Annotated in this window: 25 protein-coding genes; 15 read left to right on the top strand and 10 right to left on the bottom strand. The window is 69.0% G+C overall.

Annotated elements, in window-relative coordinates:
- Nucleotides 1-118: 118 nt before the first annotated feature.
- Nucleotides 119-1,450, bottom strand: coding sequence for a hypothetical protein (locus ABZ880_RS08135; protein ID WP_361258736.1), 1,332 nt, complete (start codon nt 1,448-1,450; stop codon nt 119-121).
- Complete coding sequence (locus tag ABZ880_RS08130) at nt 1,447-2,151, bottom strand: hypothetical protein (protein WP_361258733.1); 705 nt, start codon at nt 2,149-2,151, stop codon at nt 1,447-1,449. The genes ABZ880_RS08135 and ABZ880_RS08130 overlap by 4 nt, the downstream gene beginning before the upstream one ends.
- A gap of 819 nt (nt 2,152-2,970) precedes the next feature.
- On the opposite strand from ABZ880_RS08130, the gene ABZ880_RS08125 reads away from it, so the two are divergent.
- Nucleotides 2,971-3,189, top strand: coding sequence for a hypothetical protein (locus ABZ880_RS08125; RefSeq protein WP_361258730.1), 219 nt, complete (start codon nt 2,971-2,973; stop codon nt 3,187-3,189).
- Complete coding sequence (locus ABZ880_RS08120; protein ID WP_361258727.1) at nt 3,176-3,586, top strand: PIN domain-containing protein; 411 nt, start codon at nt 3,176-3,178, stop codon at nt 3,584-3,586. Before ABZ880_RS08125 ends, ABZ880_RS08120 begins: the two co-directional genes overlap by 14 nt.
- A 44-nt stretch (nt 3,587-3,630) precedes the next feature.
- Here the strand turns inward: ABZ880_RS08120 and ABZ880_RS08115 are convergent, their stop codons facing one another.
- The gene (locus ABZ880_RS08115; RefSeq protein WP_361258724.1) at nt 3,631-4,761 is read right to left on the bottom strand and encodes a hypothetical protein; all 1,131 of its coding nucleotides are present in this window, start codon (nt 4,759-4,761) and stop codon (nt 3,631-3,633) included.
- Nucleotides 4,762-5,430: 669 nt separating this feature from the next.
- On the opposite strand from ABZ880_RS08115, the gene ABZ880_RS08110 reads away from it, so the two are divergent.
- Nucleotides 5,431-6,135: a UPF0158 family protein gene (locus ABZ880_RS08110; RefSeq protein ID WP_361258721.1), complete on the top strand. Its 705-nt coding sequence runs from the start codon at nt 5,431-5,433 to the stop codon at nt 6,133-6,135.
- Between the two features lie 11 nt (nt 6,136-6,146).
- On the opposite strand, the gene ABZ880_RS08105 is transcribed toward ABZ880_RS08110, so the two are convergent.
- The 3 genes from ABZ880_RS08105 to ABZ880_RS08095 form a co-directional block, all read right to left on the bottom strand.
- A complete protein-coding gene (locus ABZ880_RS08105; protein WP_361258718.1) occupies nt 6,147-6,461 on the bottom strand; it encodes a hypothetical protein in 315 nt (104 codons plus the stop codon).
- Between the two features lie 643 nt (nt 6,462-7,104).
- Nucleotides 7,105-8,349, bottom strand: a complete 1,245-nt coding sequence (locus tag ABZ880_RS08100) for an IS256 family transposase (protein ID WP_361258715.1) — start codon at nt 8,347-8,349, stop codon at nt 7,105-7,107.
- A gap of 63 nt (nt 8,350-8,412) precedes the next feature.
- The gene (locus tag ABZ880_RS08095; protein WP_361258712.1) at nt 8,413-9,183 is read right to left on the bottom strand and encodes a tyrosine-type recombinase/integrase; all 771 of its coding nucleotides are present in this window, start codon (nt 9,181-9,183) and stop codon (nt 8,413-8,415) included.
- 135 nt (nt 9,184-9,318) lie between these two features.
- Between ABZ880_RS08095 and ABZ880_RS08090 the strand changes: the two genes are divergently transcribed.
- From ABZ880_RS08090 to ABZ880_RS08050, 9 genes are all read left to right on the top strand, one after another.
- Nucleotides 9,319-9,996 (top strand): GntR family transcriptional regulator, encoded by a 678-nt coding sequence (locus tag ABZ880_RS08090; RefSeq protein WP_361258709.1) that lies wholly within the window; start codon nt 9,319-9,321, stop codon nt 9,994-9,996.
- A complete protein-coding gene (locus tag ABZ880_RS08085; protein ID WP_361258706.1) occupies nt 9,993-10,856 on the top strand; it encodes a DUF1989 domain-containing protein in 864 nt (287 codons plus the stop codon). Before ABZ880_RS08090 ends, ABZ880_RS08085 begins: the two co-directional genes overlap by 4 nt.
- Before the next feature lie 471 nt (nt 10,857-11,327).
- Nucleotides 11,328-12,599 (top strand): branched-chain amino acid ABC transporter substrate-binding protein, encoded by a 1,272-nt coding sequence (locus ABZ880_RS08080; protein WP_361258704.1) that lies wholly within the window; start codon nt 11,328-11,330, stop codon nt 12,597-12,599.
- A gap of 105 nt (nt 12,600-12,704) precedes the next feature.
- Nucleotides 12,705-13,751: a branched-chain amino acid ABC transporter permease gene (locus ABZ880_RS08075; protein WP_361258701.1), complete on the top strand. Its 1,047-nt coding sequence runs from the start codon at nt 12,705-12,707 to the stop codon at nt 13,749-13,751.
- A 2-nt stretch (nt 13,752-13,753) separates the two neighbouring features.
- Nucleotides 13,754-15,064 (top strand): branched-chain amino acid ABC transporter permease, encoded by a 1,311-nt coding sequence (locus ABZ880_RS08070; protein ID WP_361258698.1) that lies wholly within the window; start codon nt 13,754-13,756, stop codon nt 15,062-15,064.
- Nucleotides 15,061-15,882: an ABC transporter ATP-binding protein gene (locus ABZ880_RS08065; protein ID WP_361258695.1), complete on the top strand. Its 822-nt coding sequence runs from the start codon at nt 15,061-15,063 to the stop codon at nt 15,880-15,882. The genes ABZ880_RS08070 and ABZ880_RS08065 overlap by 4 nt, the downstream gene beginning before the upstream one ends.
- A complete protein-coding gene (locus ABZ880_RS08060; RefSeq protein ID WP_361258692.1) occupies nt 15,879-16,622 on the top strand; it encodes an ABC transporter ATP-binding protein in 744 nt (247 codons plus the stop codon). The genes ABZ880_RS08065 and ABZ880_RS08060 overlap by 4 nt, the downstream gene beginning before the upstream one ends.
- A gap of 31 nt (nt 16,623-16,653) precedes the next feature.
- Nucleotides 16,654-17,613: a DMT family transporter gene (locus ABZ880_RS08055; RefSeq protein ID WP_361258689.1), complete on the top strand. Its 960-nt coding sequence runs from the start codon at nt 16,654-16,656 to the stop codon at nt 17,611-17,613.
- Between the two features lie 17 nt (nt 17,614-17,630).
- On the top strand, nt 17,631-18,611 hold the full coding sequence (locus tag ABZ880_RS08050; RefSeq protein ID WP_361258686.1) for an ornithine cyclodeaminase family protein: 981 nt from the start codon (nt 17,631-17,633) through the stop codon (nt 18,609-18,611).
- Nucleotides 18,612-18,628: 17 nt separating this feature from the next.
- On the opposite strand, the gene ABZ880_RS08045 is transcribed toward ABZ880_RS08050, so the two are convergent.
- The 3 genes from ABZ880_RS08045 to ABZ880_RS08035 are packed head-to-tail and all read right to left on the bottom strand — an operon-like array spanning nt 18,629 to nt 21,415.
- Nucleotides 18,629-19,387 (bottom strand): SDR family NAD(P)-dependent oxidoreductase, encoded by a 759-nt coding sequence (locus tag ABZ880_RS08045; RefSeq protein ID WP_361258683.1) that lies wholly within the window; start codon nt 19,385-19,387, stop codon nt 18,629-18,631.
- Entirely contained in the window at nt 19,365-20,126 is a 762-nt protein-coding gene (locus tag ABZ880_RS08040; protein ID WP_361258680.1) for a glucose 1-dehydrogenase, read from the bottom strand. The genes ABZ880_RS08045 and ABZ880_RS08040 overlap by 23 nt, the downstream gene beginning before the upstream one ends.
- Nucleotides 20,123-21,415 carry an NAD(P)-binding domain-containing protein gene (locus ABZ880_RS08035; protein ID WP_361258677.1) on the bottom strand — a complete coding sequence of 431 codons (1,293 nt, stop codon included), beginning with the start codon at nt 21,413-21,415 and terminating at the stop codon, nt 20,123-20,125. The genes ABZ880_RS08040 and ABZ880_RS08035 overlap by 4 nt, the downstream gene beginning before the upstream one ends.
- A 117-nt stretch (nt 21,416-21,532) precedes the next feature.
- On the opposite strand from ABZ880_RS08035, the gene ABZ880_RS08030 reads away from it, so the two are divergent.
- Both ABZ880_RS08030 and ABZ880_RS08025 read left to right on the top strand, forming a co-directional pair.
- Nucleotides 21,533-22,468, top strand: a complete 936-nt coding sequence (locus ABZ880_RS08030; protein WP_361258674.1) for a LysR family transcriptional regulator — start codon at nt 21,533-21,535, stop codon at nt 22,466-22,468.
- Between the two features lie 566 nt (nt 22,469-23,034).
- Nucleotides 23,035-23,559: a hypothetical protein gene (locus tag ABZ880_RS08025; RefSeq protein ID WP_361258671.1), complete on the top strand. Its 525-nt coding sequence runs from the start codon at nt 23,035-23,037 to the stop codon at nt 23,557-23,559.
- Nucleotides 23,560-23,566: 7 nt separating this feature from the next.
- Here ABZ880_RS08025 and ABZ880_RS08020 read toward each other — a convergent pair whose 3' ends face one another.
- Entirely contained in the window at nt 23,567-25,171 is a 1,605-nt protein-coding gene (locus ABZ880_RS08020; RefSeq protein ID WP_361258668.1) for a PucR family transcriptional regulator ligand-binding domain-containing protein, read from the bottom strand.
- Between the two features lie 228 nt (nt 25,172-25,399).
- Between ABZ880_RS08020 and ABZ880_RS08015 the strand changes: the two genes are divergently transcribed.
- On the top strand, nt 25,400-26,668 hold the full coding sequence (locus ABZ880_RS08015) for an aminotransferase class III-fold pyridoxal phosphate-dependent enzyme (RefSeq protein WP_361258665.1): 1,269 nt from the start codon (nt 25,400-25,402) through the stop codon (nt 26,666-26,668).
- The last annotated feature ends 16 nt before the right edge of the window (nt 26,669-26,684 follow it).

Below are 26,684 nucleotides of genomic sequence, written 5' to 3'. Positions count from 1 at the left end.
TTCGTGGCGGAGCCCTTGGACCGTTCCGGTTCCCGAGTCCGAGGCAGCTTCTCAACTCATGGTGACTTCAGGGGCTTCATAAGTGGATGCCGCCAACGCGCCTGAACGCCGCAGGTTGTCAGGACGCCTGTCGCACGGTCCTGCTGTCCGCCCACGCCACCAGCGTCCGTAACTCGTCCCTGCCCCTCTCCACCACCTCCAGAAGATCCTCCGGACGCGCGTCCGAAGGTAGAGGCGCGTCGGCCACCAGATCCAGAACCGTGCACTCGGTGTCCAACCATCGCTTCAACTGCCGCCAGTTGCTCGTCTGGGAGGAGGACAGGGTCCGGTCCCAAGGGTCGGCGGCGTACGGCGTTCGGTCCTCTCCAAATGCGTGGAGCAGACCCGAGCGGCGGACCAAGCAAGGAAAGCACAGCCCGCAGTGAGCGAGCGAGGGGCCATCGGCTTGACGTGCCGGCGGCGCGCCGCAGCTCAGTGTCGCCTCCAACACCTGCTGCGGTAAACCGGCGTCCCGCGCCTGCGCGCACACTTCGCCCTTCGTTAGAGCTTCGAATGGGTTTGTCACACGTAAGGCTGAGGCCGCGTCCGCATTCCCGCCCGACACCTCTGCGATTACCTCGTTGAGGTGGTGCAGCGTCCATGGGTGCACCGAGCGGGTCGAGCAGGCCCCCGACCGAGCGGCGGAGAGTGGGGGATTGAGGGCCAGCTGTCCGTTCTCGGGCAGGTGGACGACTGGGATGCGCTCCGCCGCCGCAGCGTGTACTGCGGTCGCTGCGTACAGGAGGCCACGCGATCGTGTGGAGCGCTCCAGCCGGATACCTGCACCTCGTGGGCTGCGAACCGTCTGACTCTGGTCGAGACGGCGTACGGGGCGTTCGCGCAGGCGGTACACGGCGTCGTACACACGGTCCTGATCCGTCTCGAAGTTCCGCTCCTCGAACATGACAAGGAGCAGGGCGTGCGGGCTGCGTACCGTGGCGCGCTGGGCCGCCCAGCCGAGGGAGTCGAGTCCGCCGGAGAATAGGGCGACTTCACGTGCGTACTGCTCGGCAGGGAAGGAGATCGGTCCCCCTCGGACCAGTTCCCCGCCCGACGGACGAAACGAGAGCTCCCAGCGGTCTCCTGTAACCGTCCCCAGTAACGAGGTAAGGGAGGACAAGGCGCGCTGCCAGCGGCCCGGATCCGAGACTGGCACCGACAGGGCGATGTGCCGGGTCCAGCGATCGAAGCCTTTCTTGCGGTTGGCGTACCGGTCCGCGGCGAAGACGGCGCGCGCCACCCGCTGAAGATCGTCCGCCCAGTCCGGGGCCGGGGCGAACAGCTCACGGCGGTCCGGCGCGCGCGACAGACGTTCCCAATACACGGCGTCGCTGAGGGGCCGCCATGCTTCCGGTGGACCTGCGGAGCCCGGATAGAGGAGCCAGAAGAACCGGCTCTGCTCTTCTGTCATGCGGCGGGCTCCTCTCCGTGTGTGTTCTCCGATTCGCTGTCTTCCTGCCCGGCCGCGTCGATGAGCAGCCCCAGCGCCCGCCCCGCCGCCCGCGGAACGAGCTCCCCTGCCACGAGGCGCAGAGCGCCCAGCGGATCCTCGACCGCCGACATCGCCTCTTGCGCCGGCTCAGCCTCGTCCTTCAGCTTCGCTACCTCCTCGCACGGATTCGGCAACAGTTGCAGAACCCGCTCGGCCACCCAGTCGGCAATGTGGTCCTCGGGATCGACCGCCGGCAGCAGCGGAACCACGAGCTTGACCTTCTCGGCGATCACAGTGCGCAGGAACTCGGCCACCACATCCGCGAAGAACCATTGATAGAGGAGGCAGAACAGATCTCCGGCCAAGCCGCCCCGGCCCGGGGTGCCGCTGGCTTCGGGGCGCGGCTCAAGTCCCCGCAGAAGCCTCCCGGCAGTTGCCGCGGCAGCCCTTCGTACGGCGGCCTCTGCCATCGTGCCGCCCTCGCCTCCCACCGCGGCCGTGAAGCGGGCGGCGAAGTCGTCGCTGTCCCGGCTGAGCGCCCCGGCATCTGTGGCTGCGGCTGTGAGTCGTTCACCGGCGGCGCAGGCCGCCTCGTACAGACCGAAGGCTGCCGGATCTTCGCGGAGAGTCCGGTGCAGTACAGCCAGGTGGTCCGCAGCGACGTCGTCCAGTCGCGCCAAAGAGTCAGGCGCGTCTGGCCGCCAGGCCGAGGCACGCTTCCTTACCCGGGTCCACTCACCCGCCAAGCCTGTACGACCACCAGGTCCCGGCCACCGCGATGACGTACCCACGCCTCACCATCCCCCTGGCCGACCTGCGGCGCGGCGCCCCCGCCCGCCGGTGTTCGTCCAACCAGGGGAGCAAGAAACCGCTCTCACAGCCAGAGTCCGACTCGGCCACATTGAATGGCCGCCTCAACGGCTTCCCTGGGTGAGCGGTGCGAGCCCAACCGTAGATCACAACGACGTTGAGTGAGATGTCGTGACACAGGAGAAGAAAGTGGTGACCTTCAGTAGTCGGGTGATTGCGGAACGAGGGTAGCGACTTCGTCGGAGTGGGTCGTGGCCTGGCGAGATTGGTTGGCGAGTCGACGCAAACCCACTTCTACAACACGACGGAACGCGTCGGATCCCTGCCGGTTTCTCCTGCCTCGACGGGCTCGCCGCCAGGGGCTATCTGCGTCAGGCACTGGACTACCCGGCGCCCTGTCTCTGCCGTTGCCTCTCCACGTGGCCGGGCTCGCGCAGGCGTGTTTTTTGCCCATGTTCGGGGAGGGGAGCCGGCTGAGGAAGGAAGACGAGAGCGACGGTTCAGGGGAGCGAGACGCCGCAAGCGGTGCCGCAGAGCGCGAGGCAGACGGGGCCCCGGATGCCGCAGACGCGGCAGGGCTCTCGGCGGAACCCGATCCGGACGATCAATCTGGAGCCATGCTGACATGGTCACGGGCTCGGGACGCCAACGCTATCGTGGACGTACGGCGCGGTGGAGAGGAAGCGGCCATGACCTCGGCGTACGACTACAGGGAACTTCACGAGCTCATCGATCGACTGGAGCCCGAGCAGGCGGAGGAGCTGCGTCGTCACGCTCTGCGTCTTGTGAAACCCGCGCCGAGCCGGTTCCGGATACTGCGGAGCTTCGATGGCCCGGCGACCGATCTCGGCGCCCGAGCGAAGGTCATCGCGCGGGCGGAGATCGGCGAGGACGATGCTGATCGTTGACACCGGACCGCTTGTCGCCTTCCTCAACCGCAACGACCCCGATCACGAGCGGTGCGCCGAGCTACTGGAGTCCTACGACGGCGACCTGTTGGTCACTCCGTATGTGCTGACCGAATGCTGTTATCTGGTCGGGAAGTATCTGGGCGCGGAGGCCGAGGTCAACCTGGTGGAGTCCGTGGTTGGCGGTGATCTGGTGCAGGTGTTTCCCGACGCGCAGGACATGGTCCGGATCGCTGAGCTGATGCACCGCTACCGTGGTTTTCCGCTGGGCGTGGCGGATGCTTCGGTGGTCGCTGTGGCGGAGCGGCTGAAGCTGACGGATGTCGCGACGCTCGACCACCGGCATTTCCGGGCGCTCGTGCCCGAGCACGTTCCTGCGTTCACACTGCTTCCCTGAGGAGTTCTGCCCGGGATTCCTCGACCCTGCGGCAGTCGGGGGCTTTACCGGAGACTGTGGCGGTCGAGGCGGTGGATGAGGCCGGGGCGGCGTTGGTAGTCCTCGCGCAGGCGGGTCAGGCGCTGGTGGAAGTCGGTGTCCCGTCCGGTGTGGGCGTAGGCGTCGCGCAGTTCTGCGAGGAGGGCGACGGCCTGGTCGTAGGCGGTGGTCTTCTTGGTGGCGATGTGTGCCTCGATCCGCTGCCAGGCGGACTCGGCCTCGCCTGCGAGGGCGGTCAGGTGCCGGGCGCGGGCTTCGGCTCGTTCGTGTTCGGTGTGCTGTCGGCGTTGGGTGCGCAGGGTGTGGGCCGCGTCCAGGAGTTGGGCGGCGGATCGGCGGCCGGGGATCGCGGTGGGGGCGGTGGTGCCGCGCAGGCGGTGCAGGAGTTCGGTGCGCAGCTGCGGTTCGGGGCCGAGGGCGAGCCGCAGGAGCAGGGCGTCTTTCTCCTTCTCCGGGAGGGCGGTGATCAGTGGCGCGAGTTCCTTCTTCGTGGGTTTGGCCGACTTCTTGGGCGCGGCGGGACTGGCTTGGGCCGCGGCCGCGAGCAGATCGGCGTCCACACGCAGGAAGTCTGCGAGCGCCCTTTGCGGGGCGGTCAATTTGCCGAGGCCAGCCGGGATGGGCGGTTCGGGGCAGGACAAGTACTCCTCTTCGTCGTCGTCCTCGAGTTCCCAGGCGGCGAGCGCGGAGAGCCAGGCCAGGTAGAGGGGGCGCAGATCCCCGGTGGCGAGTTCGTCGCGTACGCCGATGAGGGCGGCCAATGAGTCGTCGGCGCCCTCGATCCAGTCGCCGCCTTCGTCCTCGCTGGTGAGGTCGAGCAGGAGGTGGTTGCGGGTGGTCCAGGCGTCGATGTGGTGGCCGAGGCAGTACGGCTTCACCGTGGGCAGGCTCAGGGCGTGCCTGGGCAGGCGGAGCATCAGGCGGTGGGTGCCCCAATTGGTGACGTACAGGTGGGCGTCGAAGTAGCGCTCGACCATGCGGCGCGGATTGGCCCTGAGGTCCCCCCAGTTGTAGGTGTTGGTGAAGCTGGTGGCGGTGATCCGGGCCCGGCTGGAGACGCCCCGCAGCTGGTCCTGCTCCTCGCGGCTGAGCGGCCTGTCGAGGGCCTGGAACTCGTAGTACTGGTACTCGCTCACCCGGCGGACCCTATCGTCGCCGCTGGTGGGTGGCCTGCTCGGACGGACAGCGGGCAAGGTGGCGGGAGCTGACCGGACGTCATACTCAAGCGCCTAGGGTGAGCCCCGGCGGGCGATTCCGGGTAGGCGTGGGCTCTGGGTGGCAGTGTGGATTGAGCGGGAATGACTCCGGCGCATAGGCGCCGTCTTCGCCCGCCCCTCCAGCGTCTGCTTCCACACCTTGGCACACGCTCGGGCGATGACCGTCGGATCACGCGCCGCGCGTCCGGCCAGTTCGGCCGCATCGAGCCCGTCCGCTGCAAGACGCTCCCGTAGATCCAGTAGATGACTCCACAATGGCTCCAGATACGCCCCGCGCATCACCCCGCCCGACCGCTCTCGCGGCAGGCGCTCATCGAGGGTGTCCCAGTCGCCGCCGCACCCCACCACGCACACCACGGCGAACCAAACATCCCAGTACGACCACCCGTCCGACGGTGCCGACGAGGCCACGGCTCCGGGCCCGAATGTCGGCGGCCGGCGCCTGGAAGGGGACTCGTCTGCCGTGCTCACCAGCGTCTGCCGTGCTCACCAGCGCGTTGTCGCATCGGAGATGCTGGCGTTCGCAGCGCGCCATGGGGGTCCCCTGGTCGAGTACAGCCGAGAACGTGGGGTAGTAGCCTCGCGGGCATGACCGAGGCATGGACCGACCACGCGCTGAAGGCACTCCGCGCCGCGTGCCACACCGCCAACGGCCCGTCCCTGCTCGCCCTGCTGCGTACGCACGACCCGGCCGAGGTGCTGCAGCAGTGCGGGGACGCCCTCACCGCAGCCGTTTCCCGGTTGGTGCCCGGCGTCCGGGAGACAGCGACCGCCTGCGCCACCACCCTGCGCGAACGGGGCTGGCCCGGCGACGAGGTCCTCGCCCGGCAACTCGACACGGCGGGCGGCGGTGCCGACTGCGTGCTGCGGCCGCTGTCGGTCGACCTGGAGGAACTCTCCGGTCTGCTCGAAGGCGACCCGGCCTGGGGCGGTGGCCGCATCGACCTGGACACCGGCGAGTGCCGACCCGCCCTCGCCGGCACCGATGAGTCATGGGACGAGGACGAACCCGAAGGCACCGAGCGGTGGCTCCATGTCCCATGCGAGGGATCACGCGAGGCCTACCGCGACATGGAGGACTTCATCACCACCCTCGACGACCAGGACCTCGCCCGCTACCTCGGCATCTCGATCCAGGGCCCAGGAGCGTTCCGCCGCTTCAAGGACATGCTGGCCACCTCACCGGCGCAGCTGCAGCGGTACTGGCTGTTCTCCGCGGAACGGCAGTACGGCCGGGCCCGGGCCTGGCTCGCCGATCAGGGCTACCGGCCGACGCTACCGACCGGCCACTGACCCGGGCGCTCTTACGGTCCCCAGTGCCGGTAGGCCTCGATCCACTGGGCCCCCTCGGGCGCCGAATCCGGCAACGGAAGGTCGAGAATGCCGATCGCCTGCCGGTGCCTGCCTCGCGTACAGACCGCCACGATCTGGCTGCCGGGCAGCAGGTCCACCTTCTTCACGGTGACCTCGACCCCGAGAACGACCGTCTTGAACGGGACGACCAGATGCTCCGCGAGCATCGTGTAGAGGCCGGTGAGCTGCTCCTCGTCGTCGTAGGCGTCCACGGTGGCGTGCTCGACCAGCTCATCGAGTTCCGCGTCACTCAGCTGTCCGTCCACAGGGAACAAGGTACCGGCGGAGCCCGCAACTCCCCTCGCTCGGTCAGCTACCGGCCGCTCCACCCTGAGTCACGACGGTCGTTCCTCCCGCCCCAAGGGCCAGCGTGCCGCCTAATGGGAGCTGTGGAATCGGGGAATGCTCGGTTCCGTAGCCGCCAGCAGGTGAGCACTATCGCCGCCGGAAGCACTGACTTCTGATGTCAGACCGTGCCCCTGCTGATCGGCCGGGAGGCCCGACCGCTGATGGGGTGGCGTGCCCGCCCCACGGGGCGTGAGCACTGGATCCATTAGGCCGCGTGCCGTGCCTTCCGCAGGCTGCGCTGCTGCGTCAAGTACGGGATGGGGAGGGTCTGTTGCTGCTGATCGGTGATGACTGGGCCGAGGATCACGTGCGCCACGAGGCGCTTGAAGTCGAGCGGGGGTGAGAGACCTTCGACTCCTGGCCGTCGCAGCGGTCGGGTGAAGCTGAGGGCAGCCTGATCTGGGAGACGCCGGGGAGGGTGGGAGCAGCCCTGACAACGCCGGGACGTGCCAGTACTGCCAGATGGTGCGGGTCCGGTCAGCGAGACGGGAAGGTGTACGAGAGGAACCGGTGTCTGACGCCGGCCCACCAAGCCGGGTCATGTCCCGCCGGGTGGTGTAGTCACGGCAGCTGTTTTGGTTCCGGTTGTGGGGTGATCTGCGGTTCGGGTTCGGTTGGCTTGGTGGTGAAGAGCTCTGCCATGGAGGCTTCGGAGAGGTAGCGGCGGTCGAAGACCTGCCACTCGTCGTGGAGTTCGGCCAGGACCGCGGCGGCGAGCCGGTCCAGGGCGGCGGGGTTGGGGAAGACCTGGACGACGTCGGCCCGCCGTTTGATCTCCCGGTTCAGCCGCTCCAGCGGGTTGGTCGACCAGATCTTCTTCCAGTGCGCCGACGGGAAGTCAGCGAACGCGGTGATGTCCGTTGCCGCATCCAGCAGCATCGACTTGACCTGCGGGAACTGCCGTCCGAGCATGTCCGCGACCACGTTCAGCTGGGTGCGGACCTGCTCGCCGGTGGTCTGCGCGAAGATCGTGCGGATGGTGGCGGCGACCATCTCCCCGGAACCCCTCTCGATCACCGAGAACACGTCCCGGACGAAGTGAACCCGACACCTTTGCCAGGCCGCACCGAGGAAGACGGTGCGGATCGCGGCGACCAGACCGCTGTGGCTGTCGAAGATGACCAGCTGGACGTTGTCCAGGCCGCGGGCCCGCAGGCTGCGCAGGAACTTCGTCCAGAACGGCTTCGACTCGCTGTCGCCGACCATCAGTCCCAGGATCTCGCGGTGCCCGGTGGCGGAGATCCCGGTCGCTATGACCACGGCCTGCGAGGCGATCCGGTGGTTGACCCTCGCCTTGCAGTAGGTGGCGTCCAGGAACACGTAGGGGAAGACGGTGTGATCCAGCGGCCGCTCTTTGAACGCGGTCAGTTCCTCGTCCAGTTCACCGCAGATGCGGGAGACCTCGGACTTGGAGATCCCGCTGTCCGCGCCGAGTGCTTTGACCAGGTCGTCGACCGAGCGGGTCGAGACACCATGCACGTATGCCTCCATCACCACAGCAAACAATGCCCGGTCGATCCGCCGCCGGCGTTCCAGCAACGATGGGAAGAACGACCCACTCCGCACCTTCGGGATCTTCAGGTCCAGGTCACCGGCCTGCGTGGTCAGCAGCCTCTCGCGGTGTCCATTGCGCCAGGTCCTGCGCGTCTCGGCGTGCTCGCGTGGCTGTGCACCGATCACATCGGTGGCCTCGGCCTCGATCAGCTCCTGCAGGATGCGCTCGCACACCACCCTGATTGCTTCAACTCCGTCGGCCCGACGTAGTGACTCAAGCAGCCGCATCAGCTCAGACTGGGACAAGGCCATCGCGTGCTCCTCCGGTTGAACTGGCCGTTCACCAGGGAGACTTGCGCGATGGCCTGCCCTTGTTCAGGGAGCATGCACCGCCAGCGGATGTACGCCCCGGGCAGACACCCGCGCGTTCCGGGCTCCTGCCCGGCTACACCACTTCATGGGACGCGATCCGGTCACCCGGGGAACACCCGCTTCGTCGGACAGTTGCCGGAGCCGGTCGAGGACGCAGTGCGGCCGCAGCGGCCGACCGTCGGGTCGACAGAAGACCAGCGCGGCGAACGGATCGCCCGGGCTTCTGTGGGTGCGATTCCTGGAGCGGGCTCGGTGTCGGAGGGCGGCGGCGACGCGGGGTGAGATGGCCACCAAGTTCCTGCTGGAACAGGTCTTGGGCGCGGTGATCACAAGATGGTTGTTGTCGATGGCGGAGAGCGTGTACCGCACATGCAACACACCTTCGGTGAGGTGGACGTCGTCCCAGTGCAGGCCGAGGGCCTCGTCCTTGCGCAGGCCGGTGCCGATGAGGAACTCGAACAGGTCGGCCATGTCAGGGTCGGCCTGGTGACAGTGCCGGAGGAAGCGGACCGCGCTCCGGCGCGTGCGGCCGCCGCAGGGCCGGCGGGCTGGCCGGATTGTGGGCGAGGCGGTGCCGGCGGACCGCGTCCCCCAACTCGACGTGGTGTCCGGGGCGGAGATGGCGGACGCCTGGCGCACGGCCATGGGGGCCGAACCGAGCACCGCCACGTCGTAGTCGCCGACCCGGTCGATCTCGGGTACCCGGGCGAAGGGTCCGGATCCGGCGAAGCGGGGGACACCGGTGCCGGACACCGTGCGGATCGGGTCGGGCATGCGGCTCTCCTGTCCAGCGGCGCGGCCTCGTCCCGAAACTGTTCAACAATCGGGGGATATTCAGGGTGTTTTGTGGTGGCATCCGCCGTGTGACGTGGTATTTATTGTTCAACACTTCTGCGCTACCCTGGCGCCATGTCGCAGATCAGCACGGATGTCGGCCGCTTCGCCGGGGTGGCCGGTGCCTTGCGCGAGCGGATCGTCGCGGGGCGGCTGCCGCCTGGCACGCCCCTGCGGGACGTGGCGCTGGCAGCCGAGTTCGGGGTGTCGCGGAACACGCTGCGGGAAGCTTTCCGCACCCTGCACGACGAGGGCCTGGTGGTGCAGCGGCTGCACAAGGGCACGGCGGTGACGACGCTCTCGGCGACGGACGTGCGGGACATCTTCATCGTCCGCCGCGCCATCGAGCTGGCCGCCGTCGATGAAAGCCCGCTCGCTGCCGAGCCGTTGCTCGACGCGCTGGAGGCGACGGTCGCCGCGGCGGAGGCCGCGGTCACCGCCGAGGCGTGGAACGAGGTCGGCACGTCCTCCCTGCGCTTCCACCAGGCCCTGGTCGCACTGCTGGGCAGCCACCGCATGGACGCTTTCTTCCGAGTCATCGTCGCTCAACTCAGGCTGGCCTTCGCCGTCATGGCCGACGAGGCCGGGTTCCAGGCGCCGTGGGTGGCCCGTGACCGCGAAATCTGCAATCTCGTACGTGGCGGTCACCGCCAGGAGGCGAAGGATGCTCTGCGGCTCTACCTCGACGACTCCGAACGCCAGGTGCTGGACGCCGTGCGCGCGGACTCCCGGACGAAAGGCACGCTCCCATGACCTCACAGCCTTCCAAGGCCGCAGCCGCCTACCGGGCGGCCGAGGGCGGCGCCCTCGACGTCGACCGCGACTTCTACAACCGCTTCGCCGGCGTAGACCACGAACTGGTGGAGGCCTTCGAGGTACCGATCCGCTCCGGCCGCGCCTGGACCGTGCCGCAGGGCCACCTTTGTCGCATCGTCACCGTCGAGGGACCGCAGGTCGGCGACCTCAACGTGTGGAACCTCCACGATCCGCGCGAACGCATGTGGGCAGCCCGGACCCGCCAACTGCAACGGGCGCACATCTCCACATACGACCGGGTGTGGTCCAACCTGCCCTTCCTGCGGCCACTGTTCACGGTCACCGCCGACAGTCTCGCCGACTACGGTGTCGACGCCGATGGCGGTCGCGTGCACGACCTGCTGGGCACGCGCTGCGACCCGTACGTCAACCGTATGCTCACCGGCGAGGACTTCGACTTCCACTGTCACTCGAACCTCGTAGGGGCCGTCCTGCCGTACGGCCTGACCGAGTTCGACGTGCACGACGTGCTGAACGTCTTCCAGTGCACCGGACTCAACGCCGACGACCAGTACTTCATGAAGGACTGCCCCGCGCGCGAGGGCGACTACTTCGAGTTCTTCGCGGAGACCGACCTGTTGTGCGCCCTGTCCACGTGCCCCGGCGGCGACTTGTCGGTCCCCTTGTGGGGCCCCGACGCCCGCGACCCCCTGGACGTGTGCCGCCCGCTCGGCATCGAGATCCACCGCCCGGACAGCGCCCTGCTGGACGGCTGGACCCCGCCGGCCCGGGCCGCCTACCGCAATCTGCACGGCATCCGGCGGCCGGAGTGGAGCGACACGGGGATGCCGTCCTGAACATCCGGCACCCCTCCTTCTCGGGCTGTGCCACGGCAGTTGAGACGGGTGGGAAGAGGGATGCCAAGGATTGACAGCTTTGGGTCGATTCCCTACTGTCCTCTGCCATACAAGCTGTGGCAGGCCGTGCGTGCCGCGGAGCCCCCGCCGTGCCGTACAACCGCGAGCAATTCAAGGGTGGCGAGCAGACGGATAAGGCAGGAAACAAGCGACCGAAACAACTCGTCGTCCGGGTTGTACACAGCATTTCGACAGTAGTGACAGCTGCGTAGCACGAATTCACTCCTGCCAGCTGCATTGTTCGACCAAATCGGCCCAATACGCCTGCTGGGCCGCTGCTTTGGCGCGCCTTCTGCCTACTTCGCAGTACGGTCACAGTTCAATTCCGAAACACAATGAGAACATTGGAATGTGTTCTCTCGTAACACTGGCACTCCAAATTCCCCGGTACCTGCGGTGATGAGGAGTGGGATGTCCAGATCAGCCAAGATTTTCGCCATGGTCGCGGTGACCGGGCTCGCATTGAGCGCCTGCGGAGGCAATGCCTCGGGCAGCGCGGACGACGGCTCGTCGAGCGGAGGCACCCTCGTCATCGGTGTGGACCTGCCGCTCCAGGGAGCGTCGAAGGACGCGTCCGAGTCGACGGTCAACGCGATGCAGCTCTACCTGAACCAGATAGGCGGCAAAGCCGGAAAGTTCAAGGTGAAGCTGAAGGTCTACGACGACTCGACGGCCGCCAAGGGCGCCTGGGACGACGCGACTTGCGCCAAGAACGCGCAGGACCACGTGGCCAACTCCGATGAGGTCGCGGTCATGGGCACCTACAACTCCGGCTGTGCGAAGATCGAGGTACCGGTTCTGAACCAGGACCCGAGCGGCCCCATGTTGATGGTGTCCCACGCGAACACCAACCCCGGTCTGACAAAGACCTGGGACCCGGGCGAGCCGGAGAAGTATTTCCCGTCCGGAAAGCGCAATTACGCCCGTGTCATTGCGACCGACGACTACCAGGGCGCGGCGGGAGCCCAGTTCGCCGCCAAGGACCTCGGCGTCAAGAAGTGCTACGTCCTCAATGACAACCAGACTTACGGTCAGGGAGTTGCCAAGGCGTTCGCGGACGAGGCGAAGAAGCAGGGCATCAAGGTGCTCGGCAACCAGGCCTGGGACCTCAAGCAGCCCAACTACACCGCGCTGTTCACCAGCATCAAGGCGACGAACCCGGACTGCGTCTACCTCGGCGGCATCTTCGACAACAACGGCGGCCAGCTGGTCAAGGACAAGGTCAAGGTCCTCGGCGACAACTCCAAGGTGAAGCTCATCGCCCCCGACGGCTTCAGCGGTTACCCGGACTTCGACAAGCTGGCGCAGGCCCAGGGCTCGTACCTCACCTTCGCGGGCCTGACCACCACGACCCTGCGCGAGCAGGGCGGCGTCGGCGCGAAACTGCTCAACGCCTACAAGAAGAAGTACGGCGCCGACCCGGCCACCAACTACGCGCTCTACGCGGTGGAGGCCCTGCAGGTGATGCTGAAGGCGATCGAGGGATCCGACGGGACCCGCAAGAGCATCCGGGACCAGGTGTTCTCGGGCAGCGGGATCAGCATCCCGGCCGACGTGTCGGCCGTGGGCAAGAAGCTCACCATCTCCCCGAAGACCGGTGACGTCGACGTCCTGGACATCTCGGTGATCAACGTCAAGAACGACACCGAGAACTTCCTGAAGCCGTGGCCCGTCACCAGCTGACCTGAGGCCCGCGGGGCGGGCGGCATCCGACCGGGTGCCGCCCGCCCCGGACCGGCTTTGCGGCCGGTCCCCCGCATCGTCACCTCACCCCTCGCGAGGACCTTCATGGCAGCAACTGCTACCAGCGTCGTGGCGCCCTCCACGATCGACCGCAAGGCGGTCTTCCAACGCTATGCCACGTACGTCATCCTCTTCGGCGTCGTCGTCTGGCTGGCCGTCAACCTGATCCACTCACCGTCCCAGTTCTTCTCGGCGGGCGCTGAGGGATTCAGCAACGGGATGCTCTACGCGCTCATCGCGCTCGGCTACACCCTCGTCTACGGCATCATCGAGCTGATCAACTTCGCCCACGGCGACCTGTTCATGCTCGGGGCCCTCTTCAGCGGATTCTTCCTGACCACCGTCATGGGCGCGGACCAGTCGAATCTCCTCGGCTGGGTGCTCTTCCTGGTCACGCTGGTCGCCACCATGGCCTTCTGCGGCGGCGTCAACGTGACCCTGGAGTTCGTGGCCTACCGGCGCCTGCGGCGGGCTCCCAAGCTCGCCCCGCTGATCACCGCGGTCGGCATGAGCTTCATCCTGCAGTTCGTCGGCCTGAAGTGGAACGGCTCGACGCCCAAGCAATGGCCTTCGGTTCTGCCCGAAGGAGACTTCGGGTTCGGCGGCTTCAAGGTCGACTACAGCCTGCTGGCCGTCGTCGTGGTGACCGTGCCGGTCCTCCTGCTGCTGAGGTGGGTGGTCACCAGCACCAGGCAGGGCAAGGCGATGCGGGCCGTCGCCCAGGACCAGGACGCCGCCCGGTTGATGGGCGTCAACGTGAACCGGACCATCTCCTTCACGTTCCTGCTCGGCGGGGCCCTGGCCGGTACCGCGGGCGTCATGTACCAGCAGGTCGTGGGCACCACGGCGTACAACCTGGGATACCAGATGGGACTCATCGCCTTCACCTCCGCGGTCCTCGGGGGCATCGGCAACATCACCGGCGCCGTGCTGGGCGGCCTGCTCATCGGCGTCATCCAGGGGTTCAACGACGGCCTGCCCTACGGGTTCGGACAGCGGTGGTCCCAGAGCGTCGTCTTCACCATCCTCATCCTGCTGATGGTCTTCAAACCCGAAGGCCTGCTGGGCCGACCGACCACGGAGAAGGTGTAGCCATGGCTTCCGAGGCTCCGAGCCGGGCACGGCGGAAGCCGGGCCTGGCCGTACCGCACCGCATGCGCTGGCCGCTCGGGTACACCGCGGCTGCGCTCCTGGTGTTCCTGGCGTACTACTACTGGATCCCGAACCTGGGTCCCGACGGCCAGACGTTCTTCCGCAACTGGCTGCCGCTCACCTCGGTCAACGAGGCGCTGGTCTGGGTGATCTGCGCGCTCGGCCTGAACATCGTGGTCGGCTACGCCGGCCTGCTCGACCTGGGCTTCGTCGCCTTCTGGGCGCTGGGCGGCTACACCGCCGGCTGGCTGATGTCCAGCTTCTTCTACCAGGTCAACGTCCATATCTTCGGCGGGTCCCTGGGCACCGTTCCCGGTATCCACGTCAGTTTCTGGCTGGTGCTCCTCGTCGCCGGTGCGTTCTGTGCGCTGTGGGGCGTGATCATCGGCGCGCCGACGCTGCGGCTGAAGAGCGACTACCTCGCGTTGGTGACGCTCGGTTTCGGCGAGATCATCCCGCAGGTCTTCACCAACGGCGACGACATCGGCGGCTTCAACCTGACGAACGGCACCAAGGGCATCACCCCGGTCGACCCGATCGGCGTCGGCTCCACCAAACTCGGGCCGTTCGACCTGGTGTGGAAGTACCTGATCTTCGTGGGGATCGCCGCCGTCGTCGTCTTCATCTCACTGCGGCTGCGCGAGGGCCGGCTGGGCCGCGCCTGGCTGGCCATCCGTGAGGACGAGCTCGCCGCGAGCATGATGGGCGTACCCCTCATGCGCACCAAGCTCTCGGCCTACGCCGTCGGCGCGGTGGCGGGAGGCCTGGCGGGCGTCGCCTTCGCCACGCATGTCGGAGGCGTCCTGCCCGACCGGTTCAACTTCTCGATCTCCATCACCCTGCTGGCGATGGTCGTCCTCGGCGGCATGGGCAACGTCTGGGGGGTCATGCTCGGCGCCCTCGTCCTCGCCTGGGTCAACTCGACCGGCCTGCCCCAGTTCGGGACGTCCTTCAACGAGCAGTTCGGGACGGACATCAACTTCCCGTCGTACAACTACCTGCTGTTCGGCGGCATCCTCGTGCTGATGATGCTGTTCCGCCGCGAGGGCATCCTGCCCGAGTCGCGGACCAGGCTGGTGCTGCACGAACCCAGCCGGACCGACATGGAGTCATTGCACGCCGACATGGAGGCGCCCGCCCCCGAGTTGGACGAGCCGCTGCAGACCGTCGTGTCCGACGCATCGGAGGAGACCGCCGTGGCCGAGGGGCCGGAGAAGACCGTCGTGGCCGACGGACTGGGGGAGAAGGCATGACGACGACCTCACCGACGGCACCGCAGGACGCCGTCACCGACGTGAAACTGCACGCCGACCGCATCACCGTGAAGTTCGGCGGCCTCGTCGCCGTCAACGACGTCAGCTTCACCATCCCGGAGCAGTCCGTGGTGAGCCTGATCGGGCCCAACGGCGCCGGCAAGACGACGTTCTTCAACGTGCTCACGGGCCTGTACCGGGCGACCAGCGGACGGGTGGTCCTGGGCGACAAGGACATCACCAATCTCGTACCGCACCGGATCGCCGCCCTCGGCATGGCCCGTACGTTCCAGAACATCCGGCTCTTCGGACTGATGACGGCCGAGGAGAACATCAAGGTCGCCATGCACTCCAAGCTGAAGTCGGGGCCCTTCCACACGATCGTGCGCACCCGACGGCAGCGCCGCGAGGAGAAGCAGGCCCAGGACACCGCCCGGGAGTTGCTGGACTTCGTCGGCATCGGCAAGGTCGCGGGCGAGTACGCACGCAATCTGTCCTACGGCGACCAGCGGCGGCTCGAGGTCGCACGGGCGCTCGCACTCGATCCGACGGTGCTGCTGCTGGACGAGCCGAGTGCCGGCATGAACCCCCAGGAGTCGGGCCGGTTCGCCGAGTTCGTCCAGCGCGTGCGTGCCGAGAAGGACCTCTCGGTCCTGCTCATCGAGCACGACATGAGCGTCGTCATGCAGGTCTCCGACCGGATCACCGTGCTCGACAGAGGAGAGAAGATCGCCGAGGGCGGCCCGGACGACATCAGGTCCGACACCCGGGTCATCGAGGCGTACCTCGGCAAGTCCGGAAGGGGCAAGACCACATGAGCGGCGCCGCCGGCGTGATCGACACGCGCGAACCGATGCTCGAACTCGACGAGATCCACGTCTACTACGGCAACATCGCCGCGGTGAAGGGCCTCTCGCTGACCGTCTACCCGGGCGAGATCGTCACGCTGATCGGCTCGAACGGCGCGGGCAAGTCCACCACCCTGCGGGCGATCTCGGGCCTGCTGCCCGTCCGGGGAGGCTCGATGACCTTCCAGGGCCGCAAGCTCAACGGCGTGCCCGATCACGAAGTCGTCCGACGCGGCATCGCCCACTCCCCGGAGGGCCGGCGCATCTTCCCCCGTATGACCGTCGACGAGAATCTCGACATGGGCGCGTTCCTGCGCAAGGACAAGGAAGGGATCGCCGAGGACCGGGAGATGATCCTGGAACTCTTCCCCCGGCTCAGGGAACGGCTCCACCAGCAGGCCGGCACCATGTCCGGCGGTGAGCAGCAGATGCTCGCCGTCGGACGGGCGATGATGGCGAAGCCGCAACTGCTCCTGCTCGACGAGCCTTCCATGGGCCTCGCTCCGGTGCTCGTCGACGTCATCTTCGAAACCATCGTCCGGATCCGCCAGCAGGGCACCACGGTTCTGCTGGTGGAACAGAACGCGCTGGCCGCACTCGAAGTCGCCGACCGCGCCTACGTCCTGGAGTCCGGTGCACTGAAACTCCACGGTCCCGCGGACGAGTTGGCCGAGGACGAGGAGATCGTCAAGGCGTATCTCGGCGGCTGAGGGAGGCGCTCGCGTGCAAACGATGCCGCCCATGACGCGAGCGCACCGACTCGGCGTGCTGATGGGTACCGTCTCCGCCGTCCTGGTCGGTGTCTCGTTCGTGGCGAGCAGCAAGATGGCGCACTATCCGTTCCTGGGCGGACAGGCGGTCCGCTACGCCCTGGGATTCCTGCTGCTGGCCGTGTTCTGTGTGCGGCGCAACTGGACACCGGTCCGGCGGCTGACCCCACGGCTGTGGGTGAGGCTCACTGTGGTGACGGCGGCGGGCCTGGTCGGCTTCAACGTGGCGGTGCTCTCCGCCGAACGCACGGCGGAGCCCGCCGTTCCGGGGGTCGTCGTGGGGTGTACGCCGGTCGTGGTGGCGATCCTGGTGCCGCTGATGGAGTCCCGGCGCCCCTCCGGCCGCGTGGCCGGCGGGGCGCTGGTGGTGGCGGCCGGGGCGGCGGTGGTCCAGGGGTTGGGGCGGACGGACGCGGCCGGCCTGGTCTGGTCGCTGGTGGCGATGGCCGGGGAAGTGGTCATGGCCCTGTTCGTGGTGCCGGTGCTCAGGGTGCTGGGTCCGTTGCTCCTCACCACCTGCGCCTGCGCGATCGCCTCGGTGGAGGCAGCGGCGCTGGGATCGGCGGTGGACGGCCGAGCATGGGTGCGGATGCCCGATGGAGTGGAGGCGGCGGCGCTGGCGTGGCAGATCGTGGCCGTGACGGTCGTGGGAATCGTGCTGTGGTTCGGGGCGATCCACCGGATCGGGGCGGTGGGAATGGCCCTGCTGTCCGGGCTGATCCCGGTCTCGGCCGCGCTGACGGCACCCCTGGTGGGGACGGGAACGTTCGGTGTCGGACAGCTGGTGGGAAGCCTGCTGGTCGCGGGCGGCGTGGCGCTCGGCGCCACGGTCGCGCCCGACGCGTCGGACACGGACGCGGACCCGGGACCGGTCGCCGCGCCGTCCGTGCGCCGCAGGTACGCTGCGGGGCGGCGACGCGGCGCACCCTGACGAGGAAGCGAGAGCACATGCCGGAGGACATCCTCTTCCTGTCCCGCGGCCAGGTGGAGACCCTCTTCGACCCCGACACGGCCATCGAGTCGCAGCGCGCGGCGTTCGCAGCGCTGGGCCAGGGGAGCGCCGAACTGCCGGACAAGATCCTCTACTCCAGCCGCTTCGACGACTCGATCGTCTTCTGCTACGCCTCGCGGCTGTCGGCGGACACCGGTGCGGTCAGCAAGTTCGGCAGCGTGAATCCGGGCAACGCCGCGCGGGGATTGCCGAATGTGCACGCCCTGATCACCGCGCTCGACCCGGAGACCGGCCGCCCCGTCGCGGTGCTGGACGGGACGGCGGTGACGACCCTGCGTACGGCCGCGGGCAGCGCCCTCGCGGTCGACGCCCTTGCCCGCCGGGACGCCACGACGCTCGCGGTCCTCGGCTCCGGCGTGCAGGCCCGCGCACACGTACGCGCCATCGCCCGGGTACGCCGGCTGCGGTCGGTGCGGATCTGGAGCCCGACACCGCACAACCGGCAGGCCGCCGCGGGCCAACTCGCCGATGAGCTGGGCATCGACGTACAGGCTGTCCGGAGCGCCGAGGACGCGGTCGCGGGCGCACATGTCGTCGCCGCGTGCACCCTCAGTGCGACACCCGTCGTCCTCGGCTCCTGGCTCGCGAAGGGCTGCACCGTCGTGAGCGTCGGGTCCGTCGAACCCACGCGCTGCGAGACCGACCCCGACGTGCTCGTCCGGGCGAGCGCCGTCGTCGTCGACGACCCCGCCACCGCCGCCGGACATTGCGGGCCGGTCGTGGCGGCGTTGCGGTCGGGCGACATCGCAGAGCGGGAACTCGTCGCTCTGGGCGAGGTCCTCGTCGGCCGTGCGACCGCCCGCGCCGATGAGGACGACATCGTGTTCTACGGCAGTGTCGGCCTGGGGGTGCAGGATGCCGCGGCCGCCTGGGCGGTGATCCACCGGGCTCGCGGCGGGGTCCGCACCCAGGCCTGACGGCAGCGATCCGCGACCTACCGGACGGTCAGACCGCCGCTGATGACGAGGGTTTCGCCGGTCATGTACGAGCCGTCGCACAATTTCCACACCCAGTCGGCGATCTCCTCGGGGCGTGCCGCGCGGCCGAGGGGAATGGTGGCGACGGCCTGTTCGATACGTCCCCCGGCACGGGTGCCCGGGGTGTCGACCCAGCCGGGAGCGACCGCGTTGACGGTGATGCCGTCGGCGGCCAGCTCCACACCGAGCGACCGGGTCAGCGTGACGACGGCGGCCTTGGAAGCGCTGTAGAGCAGCTGACCGGGAGAGACGGCCAGGGCGTCGATGGAGGCGAAGTTGACGACGGCGCCACCCCCGGCCGTACGCAGCGCCGGCACCGTCTCGGCGATGGTGTTGAGGGTGCCGAGGACGTTCACGTCGAAGATGCGGCGGTAGGCGGCTTCGTCGAAGTCGGCCAGCGTGGTGGGCGGGTAGATCCCGGCGGCGTTGACGACTGCGCGCAGGCCCGTGGCGCCGGAGAGGCCGTGCGACCTGTCGAGGGCGGTGGACAGGGCTGCGCGGTCGGTGATGTCCACCGGGACGGGCCGGAAGGCGAAGCCCAGGTCCGATGCCGCCTTGGCCAGGGCGTCGCCGTCGCGGTCGACTCCGAGGACCGTCCATCCCTCGGCGAGGAAGCGCTCCGCGACGGCCAGGCCCATGCCGCTGGCCGCGCCCGTGACGAGTGCCGTGGAAGATGTCTGACCTGACGCGTGCTCAGTGGGCGAGGAAGCCGCCATCGATGACCATCTCCGTTCCGGTCGTGAAGCTGGAGTCGTCGGAGGCGAGATATGCGACCGTTCCGGAGATCTCCCGGACGTGGGCGCGACGGCCCATCGGGGTCTGCGGCACGATGCCGCCCTCCTTCTCGTGCTCGTTCATGGGAGTGCTGACCCCGCCGGGGCAGATCGCGTTGACGCGGATGCCGTCGGCGGCGAGTTCCAGCGCGGCGGTCTTCGTGAGGGCCACCAGGGCCGCCTTGCTGGCGCAGTATGCGACGTAACCGACTGCCCCGACGATCCCGAAGACCGACGAGACGTTGACGATGGATCCGCCTCCGCTCTCCCGCATCAGCGGTACGGCGGCCTGGATGCCCAGCAGCGGTCCGGTGGTGTTGACGGCGAGAGTGGCGTTCCAGTCCTCGACGCGCTCGTCGAGAAGCGGGTTCACGTGGATGATCCCGGCGTTGTTCACCAGGACGTCCAGGCGGCCGAAGCGGTCCCGGGCGACGGCGACGGCCCGCGCCCAGCCGCCCGGCGAAATCACGTCGAGGTGCAGGTAGGTCACGTCGAGACCGGCCTTCCGCAGCCCGGCCGCCTCGGCCTCGCCCAGGTCGTCCAGCACGTCGCAGGCGAGGACCCGCGCTCCCTCGGCGGCGAGCCGGCCCGCATGCGACGCGCCCTGGCCGCGTGCCGCGCCCGTGACGATGGCGGTCTTTCCGGACAGCCGCGCACCGGTCGACTGCGAGTTCGTGCTCACGGGGCACCTCCCGCGATGGTGCGCGCGAGCGGCGCGAGTGCTTTGTGTGTGGCGTCCATCTGCTTGAGCCACACCTTCCGCACGATGTCGATCCGCGCGTCCGCGGTCTGCCGGTCGCCGAAGAACCCGGACAGCGCGACGTCACCGCGTTGCTGAAGCTCCAGGAAGCGGGCGACCAGCTTCGCCTGCGCGCAGTACACGGGCAGTTGCGGTCCGCGCGGCGCGGCCAGCCCGATGAAGTAGAGCCCCTCAAGGCCGACGGGGACGGTGAGCCCGGCGACCCGCAGCGGCGTGCGGTCCCGCCAGGTCAGCAGGTCGGGGTCGAGGAACGGCAACGAGGTCCTGAACCCGGTGGCCCAGACGACCGTGTCGAACTCCTTGGCCGAGCCGTCGGTGAAGTGCACGGTGCGGCCGTCGAACCGCTCGATGCCGGGCCGGACGGTGATCCGGCCGTGCTGGATCCAGTACAGGAGCAGGTTGTTCACGACCGGGCGCTGCTTGTTGAGGTTGCGGGTGGCGGGCTCGGGGAGCCCCCGGTAGGCGGTGGGCGGTCCCACGGCGATGTTGACGAGCGTGCGCGTGAGGCGTTCCTGCGCGAAGCCCGGAAGCCTGGTCAGCCAGTGCAGCTCCGCGCGCGGCTTGCCGAACAGCGCCTTGGGCTGGAACACCTGCCCGTGTCGTACGGAGATGTTCGCGTCCAGCCGCGCGTGGGCCGCGTCCACCACGAGATCGCATCCGGAGTTGCCGGCGCCGACCACCAGGACGCGGTGTCCCTCGATGTCTTCGGTGTTGCCGTAGTCGGAGGAGTGGAGCTGCTTGCCCGTGAACTCGCCGTCGTAGTGCGGGATGTAAGGGTCGGTCAGATGGCCGTTGGCGACCAGGACCGCGTCGTACGTCCTGGTCTCGCCGTCGGAGGTCTCGACGATCCAGCCGTCCCCGCCGACGGCGCAGGCAGGGAGGGTGGGGTCGGCCGGTCGCACACGCTCGACCTCGGTGCCGAAGGTGATCCGCTCGTGCAGTCCGTGGTGTTCCGCGAAGCTCTCCAGATAGGCCCGCATCTGGTCACGGCTGGGGTAGACGGGGTAGTCGGCCGGCATGGGGAAGCCGTCGAAGCCCGAGACATCGCGGGAGGTGATCAGGTGCAGCGAGTCGTAGTCGGTGTGCCAGTGTCCGCCGACGCGGTCGGTGCGTTCGAAGCAGTCGACGGCGAAGCCGCGGTCGGTGAGCACCTGGAGTGCGGCCAGGCCGGCGGCGCCTGCTCCGATGATGCAGTAGCGCGGCGAAGTCATGGGAGGCTCCCTCGCAGTTGACCGTGTCCATCCATGCGGCGATTATGGGGAGCCTTTCACCCATCGGTGAACCCTCGAATTCCTTGGCTGCCCAAGGCTGAACCTATGGCTGGCCTCATGACCCTGCAGCAGCTGACGTATTTCCTGGCCGCCGTCGAGCACGGCTCGTTCTCCGCGGCGGCCGAGGCCATGTACATCGCCCAGCCCAGCCTCTCCGAGCAGATCAGGCGGCTCGAGAGCGAACTCGGCGTCCCTTTGTTCATCAGGACCAATCGGCGTCTGGTGCTGACCGAGGCCGCCCGACTGCTCCTGCCCCGAGCGCAGCGTGCCCTGGAGGCTGCACACGAGGCCGCCGAATGCGTACGCGGCGTGCGTGAACTGACCAGTGGAACAGTGGCCTTCGGCACCTTCAGCAGCGCCCACCACCTGCTGCTCACCGAGCTGATCGCCGACTTTCGCTCCCGTCACCCCGGAGTGCGGGTGCGCATCGTCGGGCTGAACTCCTCGGAAGTGGCCGACGCCGTCCGCGAGGGGCGCCTGGAGGCCGGGCTCGTCGCTCTGCCCGTGGACGACCGCGGGCTCGAGGTGAGCAGCGTGGTCTGGACAAGCGAGGCCGTCTACCTCAGTGCGGACCCCTCCCGTACCACTCGGCCGATGAGCTCCGAGGCGCTGGCCGAAGCACCGCTGATCCTCCCCGAGACACGGTGGGGCAACGCCGACCCCACCCGCCGCCAACTCCTGGAACGCGCCCAGAAGTCGGGCACTCAGCTCACCCCTGTCGTCGAGGTGGAGTCCCCGGCCTCTGCTCTGGCCCTGGCAGCCCGAGGCGTCGGCGACACGGTCATCTCACTCCCCGTCGCCCACGCCCTGGGCTGGAGCGACCGCCTTCACTGGACGTCCTTGGACCCCCCGCTGCACGAGACCTTCGCGTTCATCACCCGAACCGAGGCCCACCTGTCGCCGGCGACCCGAATTCTGGTCCAACTCGCCCGCCGCCACTTGGAACGCCTGCCCAGCACGAGCGGCCCGTCCCCCTCCCGCGGTGGTGACTGATGAACGACTGATTCCTGCAGCAGGGATTCGGAGTCCGATGCGAGTGGGTCCCCACCGGAGCCAGGCGGCGGACGTCGACTGGGCCCAGCCAAGGCTGGTCCTGGTCGGCGTTGAATCCGCCGGCCTCGCCCTCCAGAAACGTCCGCAGCGCGGCCTCGGCGTCGTCGTGGCTGGTGAAGCCGCCCTGCCGGACGGCGGTCCGGCCGTGGTGAGGGGCGGGGATGTCGACGGCGAACGTCCACATCCCGTGGCGACTGTCGATGAGCACGCGGGGCAGAGCGCTCCGAGCCGGCGGCGGTGGGCGTCGCGGCAGCCGCACCTGCGGTGGCCGCGGCCGCGGCCGCCTGCAAGTCATACGAACGCGGCGGCGCAGTTGATCCTAGGCGGGCCGTAGGGCCGCGGACTCTCAAGAACGGACCAGGGGTTGGGCAATCGGCCGTCATGGGACGGTAAGAGTTCGGCTCGTTCACCGATTCTTCGCCCAACGGTTCTACCCGCATAGAGCCGCGTGGTGCTGTCATGCACACGCCTGCCCGGAACCCCGGGCCTACCGCGGGAGAACCCCCATGCGTGCCACGCGCCGACTCACCGCCACCACCACGTCCCTCACCCTGGCCGTCGCCGGTCTCATCATCGGCACCGGCTCGACCGCCCACGCCGCGAGCTGTTCGCAGGAGTACCTGCCGCTGCCGGACCCGAGCTGCCAGCCCGGCGCCTACAACCCCGACGTCACGCAGGACACGATCGACTCGACGATATGCGTGTCCGGATGGACCGCCACCGTACGGCCCCCCACGTCGTACACCAACCCGCTGAAGGTCAAGCAGATCGCCGAGTACGGCTACTCGGACACCAGCAAGGCCGACTACGAGGAGGACCACCTGGTCCCGCTGGAGCTCGGCGGTGCCCCCAGGGACCCGGAGAACCTGTGGCCTGAGCCCCACTACGGCGACGAGACCTCGTACACCAAGGACTCCGTGGAGAACAAGCTCAAGAAGGCCGTCTGCAACGGCACGGTCTCTCTCGACGACGCGCGCAGCGCCATCGCCACCGACTGGACCACCGCCCTGTCCTCCCTCGGCCTCGGCTGACGCCGAGTCAGCGCCTGCGCATCACGTCCAACGCCGTCAGCGCCACGTGCAGTTCGGTGCGTTGTTCGCCCGATTCGAGGTCGCAGTCGAGGAGGCGTTCGATGGTGCGCAGGCGTTGGTAGACGGTCTCGCGGGACAGGTTGCCGCGGCGGGCGGCGGTGGTCTTGCTGCCCGCCGCGTCGAGGTAGTGGCGCAGGGTCGTGAGCAGGTCCGTGCCGTGGCGGGAGTCGTGGTCGACGAGGCGGCCGAGCTGCCGTTCCGCGTAGTCCTGGACGCGGACGTCCTCGCGCAGCGCGTACAGCAGCCGGCGCAGGCCGATGTCGGACAGCTCGTGGTAGGAGCGGCCGTCGGGGAGAGGCGCGCCGGGCGGGACCGACTCGGCGACGCGGCCGGCCTCGCGGAAGGACCGTGCGGCGTCGGGGAGTTCGGTGACCTCGGAGCCGACGCTCACGACCGCCCGGGGGGCCAGGCCGAGTGCGGTGCGGGCGATCCGCTCGACCGTCGGCCGCCAGGGCTGGTAGTGGCGAAGTGCCAGGAGGATGCCGACCCGGCCGGGGGCGAGCGCGCCGACCAGCGCGGGCATCCCCGAGGTCCGCAGCTCTTCGGACAGTACGGACTCCGGCTCGGCCGCATCGCCTCGAGTCCGCAGATCCACCACTACGGCGACGAAGCCGCCCTCGGTCGGCAGGCCCAGCGCGGCGACACGGGCACGGGCGTCCTCGGGGGAGTGATGGCGCTGTTCGGCGAGGTCGCGCAGGGCGTCGCGATGGGCGGCGCGTTCCCACGGCGTGGTGTGGATGAGACGGGCGATGGTCAGGGCCATCGCCGTGCGCTCCAGCACGGTGACGTCCTCGGGGCCGAAGGCCGCCGGTGCCGGGAGCATGGTCACGCGGCCCCAGCGTTCGCCCTGGTACTCGACGGGTGCGGTGAGCCAGCCCTCGGGGCCGCACACCTCCGTGCGGTCGCGGGACGGCACGGCCCGGGAGCGCTGCTCCCAGCCGGTGAGCGCCTCCTCGACCGTGCCGCCGGACGGTTCGCAGATCAGCGCCTGGTGGACCAGGTTCTCCAGCACGACGGTACGGCCGCTCATCTCCGCCGCGGCGCGTACGACCTCCTCGGGCCCCGCCCCGCGCAGCGTCAGCGCGGTGAACGCCTCGTGGATGCGCTGGGTGCGGCGCATCGCGTCCGCCTGGTTGCCGAGCAGCAGTGTGTGGACGACCTGGGTGACCTCCAGGAAGTTGACGTCCTCGGCGAGGGTGACGAGCGGCAGGTCGCGGGTGCGGCAGGCCTGGACGAGGGCGTCGGGCGGGCGGTGGTAGCGCCGTACGAGTTCGATGACCAGGGCCGCGGCGCCGACGTCGGCGAGCTCGTCGACGTACCGGCGCACGCCCGCGGCCCGGTCGGGCAGGGGCATGCCGGTGGTCAGGACGAGTTCGCCGCCCTTGAGGAAGGACGCGGGGTCCGTCAGCTCGGTGATGTGGACCCAGCGGACCGGCCGGTCGAGCCGGGTCACCCCGGTGACGACCTGCGGCTGTCCGGCGGCCAGGACGGGCAGCGCCAGGACGTCGGCGACGGTGAGCGGCCGGCTCGCCGTGTCGGCGTTCTCGCGCATGAGGCCTCCCTGGCTGCCCCGACACTGTGACAAGCGGTGCTGACCTGCGCAAGAGCGGCCAGCCGCGGGGAATCGTGTCCCGTTGCACCACCGCGCCGCCCGCCATGCCTGACACAACGTCCGAACACCGGGTTCGGGCTGGACAGTTCATGCGTTGTCGCCGCCCGCGGCCATCGGGACGCTCGAAAGAACGGAGCAGCCGACACCCGCACGGGTCAGGAGACCGACATGACCGCACTGTCGCCGCACCTTCGCCAGGCCACCCCCGTGGTGGCGGTCCGGGGCGAGGGCTACCACCTCTACGGCGAAGACGGCCGCCGCTACCTCGACTTCACCGCCGGCATCGGCGTCACCAGCACCGGGCACTGTCACCCCACGGTCGTGGCGGCCGCCCAGGAACAGGTGGGCACCCTCGTCCACGGCCAGTACACGACGGTGCTGCACGAGCCGCTGCGGCGGTTGGTCGACAAGCTCGGCGAGGTGCTGCCGGCCGGCCTGGACAGCCTGTTCTTCACCAACTCCGGCAGCGAGGCCGTGGAGGCCGCCCTGCGGTTGGCCCGTCAGGCCACCGGACGCCCCAACGTCCTTGTCTGCCACGGCGGTTTCCACGGCCGTACGGTCGCCGCCGCCTCCATGACGACCTCCGGCATCCGTTTCCGCTCCGGCTTCTCGCCGCTGATGAGCGGAGTCGTCGTCACCCCCTTCCCGACGGCCTTCCGCTACGGCTGGGACGAGGAGACCGCCACCCGTTTCGCCCTCCAGGAGCTCGACTACACGCTCCAGACGATCTCGTCGCCCGCCGACACCGCCGCGGTCGTCGTCGAGCCGGTGCTCGGCGAGGGCGGCTACGTCCCCGCGACCCGCGCGTTCCTGGAAGGCCTGCGTGAGCGCGCCGACCGCCATGGCTTCCTCCTTATCCTCGACGAGGTGCAGACCGGCGTCGGCCGCACCGGCCGCTTCTGGGGCCACGACCACTTCGGCGTCACCCCCGACATCCTTGTCACCGCCAAGGGCCTGGCCAGCGGCTTCCCGCTCTCCGGGATCGCCGCCTCCGAGGAGCTGATGGGCAAGGCGTGGCCGGGATCGCAGGGCGGCACGTACGGCGCCAACGCCGTTGCCTGCGCGGCAGCTTGCGCCACGCTCGACGTCGTACGCGACGAGAAGCTCGTGCAGAACGCCGAGTCGATGGGCGCCCGGCTCCGCACCGGCCTGGAGGCGGTGGCCGGACGCACACCGGCCATCGGGGACGTACGCGGCCTCGGCCTGATGCTCGCGAGCGAGTTCGTCACCGAGGACGGCAGCCCCGATCCCGAGACCGCCGCCCGCGTACAACGGGCCGCCGTCGACGAGGGCCTGCTCCTGCTGCTGTGCGGCGCCTGGAACCAGGTCGTGCGCATGATCCCGGCGCTGGTGATCGACGAGGCGGGGATCGACGCGGGGCTCGAGGCGTGGGCGGCGGCGGTGGAGGCGGGCACGTCCGGGGCGTCCGCCCGGTGACCGACATCCGAGCCGC

This window comes from Streptomyces sp. NPDC047043 (assembly GCF_040644055.1).
In the GTDB taxonomy this organism is placed as follows: Bacteria; Actinomycetota; Actinomycetes; order Streptomycetales; family Streptomycetaceae; genus Streptomyces.
The sequence above is the reverse complement of the archived record's forward strand: the minus strand, read 5'-3'. Positions and strand labels throughout refer to the sequence as shown.